The sequence below is a fragment of the Ramlibacter sp. genome, from assembly GCF_035706265.1.
Lineage (GTDB): Bacteria > Pseudomonadota > Gammaproteobacteria > Burkholderiales > Burkholderiaceae_C > Ramlibacter.
On record NZ_DASSVG010000074.1, the window covers coordinates 1 to 4,160 of the forward strand.

The 4,160-nt window shown below is 72.0% G+C and carries 5 protein-coding genes; 1 reads left to right on the forward strand and 4 read right to left on the reverse strand.

Features of this window, described 5'->3' with window-relative positions:
- Positions 1–606 (reverse strand): ribonuclease E/G (locus tag VFM98_RS02820; protein ID WP_325108379.1); only part of this gene is annotated, 606 nt, incomplete at its 3' end.
- Positions 607–667: 61 nt separating this feature from the next.
- Between VFM98_RS02820 and VFM98_RS02825 the strand changes: the two genes are divergently transcribed.
- Entirely contained in the window at positions 668–2,128 is a 1,461-nt protein-coding gene (locus VFM98_RS02825; protein ID WP_325108380.1) for a PAS domain-containing protein, read from the forward strand.
- Positions 2,129–2,161: 33 nt separating this feature from the next.
- On the opposite strand, the gene VFM98_RS02830 is transcribed toward VFM98_RS02825, so the two are convergent.
- Genes VFM98_RS02830 through rsfS form a run of 3 tightly spaced genes read right to left on the reverse strand, consistent with a single transcriptional unit; the run spans position 2,162 to position 3,999 of the window.
- Entirely contained in the window at positions 2,162–2,767 is a 606-nt protein-coding gene (locus VFM98_RS02830) for a Maf family protein (RefSeq protein ID WP_325108381.1), read from the reverse strand.
- Positions 2,764–3,231 (reverse strand): 23S rRNA (pseudouridine(1915)-N(3))-methyltransferase RlmH, encoded by a 468-nt coding sequence (gene rlmH / locus VFM98_RS02835; protein WP_325108382.1) that lies wholly within the window; start codon positions 3,229–3,231, stop codon positions 2,764–2,766. The genes VFM98_RS02830 and rlmH overlap by 4 nt, the downstream gene beginning before the upstream one ends.
- A 3-nt stretch (positions 3,232–3,234) precedes the next feature.
- On the reverse strand, positions 3,235–3,999 hold the full coding sequence (gene rsfS, locus VFM98_RS02840) for a ribosome silencing factor (RefSeq protein WP_325108383.1): 765 nt from the start codon (positions 3,997–3,999) through the stop codon (positions 3,235–3,237).
- Between the last annotated feature and the right edge of the window lie 161 nt (positions 4,000–4,160).

Below are 4,160 nucleotides of genomic sequence, written 5' to 3' on the forward strand. Positions count from 1 at the left end.
CTTCTCGCGGATGCGCCCCCACGTCTTGCGCAGGTAGGCGATGTCCTCCGCCAGTTCGGCATCGCTCGCGTCCTCGCCGTTGGTGCGCAGGATGAAGCCGCCGCCCTCGGCGCCCACCAGCTTGTTCAGCCGCCGGCGCAGGGCCTCGCGCTGGTCGGCCGGGATCTTCTGCGAGACGCCGACGTGGTCGTCCTGCGGCAGGAACACCAGCAGCCGCCCGGCGATGCTGATCTGCGTGGACAGGCGCGCGCCCTTGGTGCCGATCGGGTCCTTGATCACCTGCACCATCAGCGCCTGGCCCTCGAACACCTGCTTCTCGATCGGCACCTGCTGCGCGGGCGCACCGCGCGCGGCCGGCGGCGGTTCGCCATCCGGCTGGCGCTGCCACACGTCCGCCACGTGCAGGAAGGCCGCGCGTTCGAGGCCGATGTCGATGAAGGCCGACTGCATGCCGGGCAGCACCCGCGCCACCTTGCCCAGGTAGACGTTGCCCACCAGCCCGCGCTCGAGCGTGCGCTCGACGTGCAGCTCCTGTACGGCGCCGCTCTCGACGATGGCCACGCGCGTCTCCTGCGGCGACCAGTTGACCAGGATGTCCTGCTGCATGTGGCGCGAAGGATACCTCAGGCACCGCGGCGACGAGGGGGCTGCTAGAGTGGGTCCCCCCATGACTTCCATCCGGCCGGCACCAGCGTTCCTCCAGGGCGGCGGCGCCATGGGGGAACGGATCCGCAACTTCGACTGGGGCTCGCACCCGCTGGGCCCGCCGGAAGACTGGCCGCCCGCCCTGCGCATGGCGATGAGCCTGTGCCTGAACTCCAGCTTCCCCACGGCGATCTACTGGGGGCCGCAGTTCCACCTCCTGTACAACGACACGTGGTCGGAGATCCCGGCGGAGAAGCATCCCGCGGTGCTCGGCCTGCCCGCGCGCGAAGCCTGGAGCGACATCTGGGACATCGTGGGCCCGCAGTTCCGGCACGTGTTCGAGACCGGCGAAGGCATGGCGCTGTACGAGCAGATGCTGCCGATGGTGCGGGGCGGCCGGCGCACCGAGACCTGGTGGAACTACAGCCTGACGGCGATCCGCGACGCGGAGCACGGCATCGCCGGCATCTTCAACCAGGGCAACGACATCACGGCCGTGGTGCACGCCCGGCGCGCGCGCCAGGCCGAGATCGAGCGCTGGCGCGAGCTGTTCCGGCAGGCGCCGGCGGCGGTCGCCCTGCTGCGCGGCCCCAACCACGTGTTCGAGTTCGCCAACGAGGCCTACCTGCGCCTCGTCGCCCAGCGCGACGTGACCGGCAAGCCGGTGGCCGAAGCGGTGCCCGAGGTACGGGCGCAGGGCTTCCTCGAGCTGCTCGATGGCGTCTACCGCAGCGGCGAGCCGTATCTCGGCACCGGCGTCAAGGTGAAGCTGCAGCGCAGGCCCGACGGGCCGGAGGAGGACTGCGTGCTGGACTTCGTCTACCAGCCGGTGCACAACGCCGCCGGCGAAGTCGATGCCGTCCTCGTGCTGGCAAGCGACGTGACCGACCGGGCGCGGGCCGAGGCGGCGCTGCGCCTGAGCAACTGGCAGCTCGGGGAGGAGCGCGCCCGGCTGGCGGCGCTGATCGAGGCGGAACAGCGGGCCCGGCTGGGGCTGCGGCGCCTCAACGAGACGCTGGAGGCGCACGTCAATTCGCGCACGGCGGAACTCACGCGGGCGCTGGCGGCGCAGAACGCGGTGGCCGACCGGCTGCGCGCCACCTTCGAGACCGACCTGATCTTCCAGGGTTTCCTCGACACGCACGGAACCTTGCTGGATGCCAATCCCGCTTCGCTCGCCGCGATCCACCGCACGCGCGAGCAGGTGGTCGGCCGGCCCTTCTGGGAGACCGAGTGGTTCAGCGCCACGCCCGGCATGGGCGAGCGCATGCGCGCCGCCGTCGAAGCGGCCGCGCGCGGCGAGACGGTGCGCACGCACCTTCGCGTGAACCTGCCGGACGGCCCGCGCAGCTTCCTCTTCTCGGTGCGGCCGGTCGTCAACGCCCGCCGGGAGATCGTGGGGCTGGTGCCCGAGGCGCTGGAGATGGAGGATCCGGCGGCGAAGGCGGCGGCCCCAGCGACCGGATTGGCCGGCTCGCAGTAAGCGCGCAGCGTCGGCCCCGGCGCCCTGCGCGCCCTACCAGCGCACGCCCAGCGCCTTCAGCAAGCCCGCGGTCTCGTGCAGCGGCAGGCCCATGATGCCGGTATACGAGCCGGCGATGCGGCAGATGTGCACCGCCGCCCTGCCCTGCACCGCATAGGCGCCGGCCTTGCCCATGGGCTCGCCGCTTTCCACGTAGGCGCGGATGTCGGCCGGGCGCAGGGGCGCGAAGCTCACGCGCGAATCGCTCACGGCTTCCGCGCGGCGCCGTCCTGCCTGCATGGCCACCGCCGTGAGCACCCGGTGCGTGCGGCCGGAGAGCTCGCGCAGCATGCGCGCCGCGTCGCGCGCATCGGCCGGCTTGCCGTAGATCGTGCGGCCCAGGGCCACGGTGGTGTCCGAACAGAGCACGGGCGCGGGCTCGAGTCCGCGGCGCTGCATGCGGGCCACGGCGGCATCGAGCTTGAGGGCGGTGACGCGCTTCACGTAGCGCGCCGGCGCCTCGCCGGGATGCACTTCCTCCAGCGCCTCGCTGTCCTCGTCGGCATCGGGCAGCAGCAGCTCGTAGCGCACGCCGATCTGCTCCAGCAGCTGGCGCCGCCGCGGGCTCTGCGAGGCGAGATAGATGAAGTCCTTGCTCATTCCCGATGGTACGGGTGTCCGGCGTTGATCGACCAGGCGCGATAGAGCTGCTCGGCGAGCAGCACCCGCACCATCGCATGCGGCAGGGTCAGGTCCGACAGCCGGATGCGCTCGTGCGCGGCCTGGCGGAACGCGGGATCGAGCCCGTCCGGTCCGCCGATGGCCAGGGCCACGGTGTCGTTTTCGAGCTGCCAGTCCTTCAGCTTCGCGGCCAGCGCCATGGTGGTGAGCGCGGTGCCGCGCTCGTCCAGCGCCACGATGCGCGCGCCCCTGGGGATCGCGGCCTCGATGCGTTCGCGTTCGGCGGCCAGCAGGGTGGGCAGCGTCTTGGAGGCGCGCGGCTCGGTCTTCACCGCCTTGAGTTCCAGCCGCAGTTCCGGCGGGAAGCGCTTGGCGTAGTCGTCCCACGCCGCCTGCGCCCAGTCCGGCACACGCTGGCCGACGGCCACGACCAGCAGGCGCATCGCTCAGTGGCGCGGGGCGCTCGACTTGGCCGGGGCCTTCTTCGCGGCCGTCTTCGCCGGCGCCTTCAGGGCCGTGCGGCCGGCGGCCGTGCGGGCGGTGCTGCTGGCGCCGCTCTTCGCCGGCGCCTTCTTCGCGGGCGTGCTCTTCGCGGCCGCGGTCTTGCTCGCCGTCGTCCTGGTCGCGGCCGTCTTGCCGGCCGCGCTCCTGCCCGTGCCCGCCGCCGTCTTGGCGCCGGCGGTCTTTGCGCCCGTCTTCCTGGCCGGGGTCTTCTTCGCCGCCGCGGCCTCGCGATCCGCTTCACGCGCGGCGGTCTTGGCCGCGCTGCTGCGCCTGAGCGACGTGCCCGCCTTCTTCGCCACCGCGGGGGCCGCAGCCTTGGCCGGGGCGGCAGGCTTGGCCGCGCCGAAGCGCAGCCGAACCGGCTTCTCGCCCCAGATCTCTTCCAGGTGGTAGTACTGGCGGATCGCCGGCTGCATGATGTGGGCGACGGCGGCGCCACAGTCCACGATGATCCACTCGCCGTTGTCCTCGCCCTCGAGGCGCGGCTTGGGGAAGCCCGCGTCGCGCACCGCGTCGATCACGCTGGAGGCCAGCGCCCGGGTCTGGCGGTTGGAGGTGCCCGACGCCACGATCACGCGCTCGAACAGGGGCGACAGGTGCTCGGTGTTGAAGACCTGGATGTCCTGCCCTTTCACGTCCTCGAGGCCATCGACGATGGCCCGCTGGAGTTTCTGCGTGTCCTTCTTGGCGGCCGCTTCTTGTGTCATCAGGTGTTCTGGTAGAGATGATGGGATTCAATATAACCGGCGACCGCTGGGTCCAGCAGCTCGCCGATGTCCTGCCTGCCTGTCAGCCGCGCACGGATGTCCGTGGCGCTCTCGGGCATCTGCGGCAGCTGCAGCAGCTCGACGCGCACGCCCGGCAGCGC